The 2,396-nt window shown below is 51.7% G+C and carries 1 rRNA gene; it reads left to right on the top strand.

Features of this window, described 5'->3' with window-relative positions:
- Nucleotides 1–91 precede the first annotated feature (91 nt).
- Nucleotides 92–2,396 (top strand): 23S ribosomal RNA (locus tag VF716_RS20270); the annotation flags it as partial.

The following is a 2,396-nucleotide window of genomic DNA, read 5'->3' as shown; positions in this document are numbered from 1 at the left end:
GTCAAGGTAAAATTTGCGTGTTCTCTATGCAAATTTTCGGCGAATGTCGTCTTCACGTTATAGACAGTAACCAGATTGCTTGGGGTTATATGGTCAAGTGAAGAAGCGCATACGGTGGATGCCTTGGCAGTCAGAGGCGATGAAAGACGTGGTAGCCTGCGAAAAGCTTCGGGGAGTCGGCAAACAGACTTTGATCCGGAGATGTCTGAATGGGGGAACCCAGCCATCATAAGATGGTTATCACACACTGAATACATAGGTGTGTGAGGCGAACCAGGGGAACTGAAACATCTAAGTACCCTGAGGAAAAGAAATCAACCGAGATTCCCTTAGTAGTGGCGAGCGAACGGGGACTAGCCCTTAAGCTTCTTTGATTTTAGCGGAACGCTCTGGAAAGTGCGGCCATAGTGGGTGATAGCCCTGTACGCGAAAGGATCTTAGAAGTGAAATCGAGTAGGACGGAGCACGAGAAACTTTGTCTGAACATGGGGGGACCATCCTCCAAGGCTAAATACTACTGACTGACCGATAGTGAACCAGTACCGTGAGGGAAAGGCGAAAAGAACCCCGGAGAGGGGAGTGAAATAGAACCTGAAACCGTATGCGTACAAGCAGTGGGAGCCTACTTTGTTAGGTGACTGCGTACCTTTTGTATAATGGGTCAGCGACTTATTTTCAGTGGCGAGCTTAACCGAATAGGGGAGGCGTAGCGAAAGCGAGTCTTAATAGGGCGTCTAGTCGCTGGGAATAGACCCGAAACCGGGCGATCTATCCATGGGCAGGTTGAAGGTTAGGTAACACTGACTGGAGGACCGAACCGACTACCGTTGAAAAGTTAGCGGATGACCTGTGGATCGGAGTGAAAGGCTAATCAAGCTCGGAGATAGCTGGTTCTCCTCGAAAGCTATTTAGGTAGCGCCTCGTGTATCACTGCTGGGGGTAGAGCACTGTTTCGGCTAGGGGGTCATCCCGACTTACCAAACCGATGCAAACTCCGAATACCAGCAAGTGTCAGCACGGGAGACACACGGCGGGTGCTAACGTCCGTCGTGAAAAGGGAAACAACCCAGACCGTCAGCTAAGGTCCCAAAGTCATGGTTAAGTGGGAAACGATGTGGGAAGGCTTAGACAGCTAGGAGGTTGGCTTAGAAGCAGCCATCCTTTAAAGAAAGCGTAATAGCTCACTAGTCGAGTCGGCCTGCGCGGAAGATGTAACGGGGCTCAAACCATGCACCGAAGCTACGGGTTCAACGTAAGTTGAGCGGTAGAGGAGCGTTCTGTAAGCCTGTGAAGGTGAGTTGAGAAGCTCGCTGGAGGTATCAGAAGTGCGAATGCTGACATGAGTAACGACAATGCGAGTGAAAAACTCGCACGCCGAAAGACCAAGGGTTCCTGCGCAACGTTAATCGACGCAGGGTGAGTCGGTCCCTAAGGCGAGGCTGAAGAGCGTAGTCGATGGGAAACGGGTTAATATTCCCGTACTTCTAGTTACTGCGATGGGGGGACGGAGAAGGCTAGGCCAGCAAGGCGTTGGTTGTCCTTGTTTAAGGTGGTAGGCAGAGATCTTAGGTAAATCCGGGGTCTTAATGCCGAGAGCTGATGACGAGCTTTCTTTTAGAAAGCGAAGTGGTTGATGCCATGCTTCCAGGAAAAGCCTCTAAGCTTCAGGTAACTAGGAACCGTACCCCAAACCGACACAGGTGGTTGGGTAGAGAATACCAAGGCGCTTGAGAGAACTCGGGTGAAGGAACTAGGCAAAATGGCACCGTAACTTCGGGAGAAGGTGCGCCGGTGAGGGTGAAGTATTTACTACGTAAGCCCATGCCGGTCGAAGATACCAGGCCGCTGCGACTGTTTATTAAAAACACAGCACTCTGCAAACACGAAAGTGGACGTATAGGGTGTGACGCCTGCCCGGTGCCGGAAGGTTAATTGATGGGGTTAGCGCAAGCGAAGCTCTTGATCGAAGCCCCGGTAAACGGCGGCCGTAACTATAACGGTCCTAAGGTAGCGAAATTCCTTGTCGGGTAAGTTCCGACCTGCACGAATGGCGTAACGATGGCGGCGCTGTCTCCACCCGAGACTCAGTGAAATTGAAATCGCTGTGAAGATGCAGTGTATCCGCGGCTAGACGGAAAGACCCCGTGAACCTTTACTATAGCTTTGCACTGGACTTTGAGCTTGCTTGTGTAGGATAGGTGGGAGGCTTTGAAGCGTGGACGCCAGTTCGCGTGGAGCCATCCTTGAAATACCACCCTGGCAATCTTGAGGTTCTAACTCTGGTCCGTTATCCGGATCGAGGACAGTGTATGGTGGGTAGTTTGACTGGGGCGGTCTCCTCCTAAAGAGTAACGGAGGAGTACGAAGGTGCGCTCAGACCGGTCGGAAATCGGTCG

Source organism: Stutzerimonas sp. Brlt_14, from assembly GCF_051948915.1.
Taxonomy (GTDB): domain Bacteria; phylum Pseudomonadota; class Gammaproteobacteria; order Pseudomonadales; family Pseudomonadaceae; genus Stutzerimonas; species Stutzerimonas stutzeri.
The sequence above is the reverse complement of the archived record's forward strand: the minus strand, read 5'-3'. Positions and strand labels throughout refer to the sequence as shown.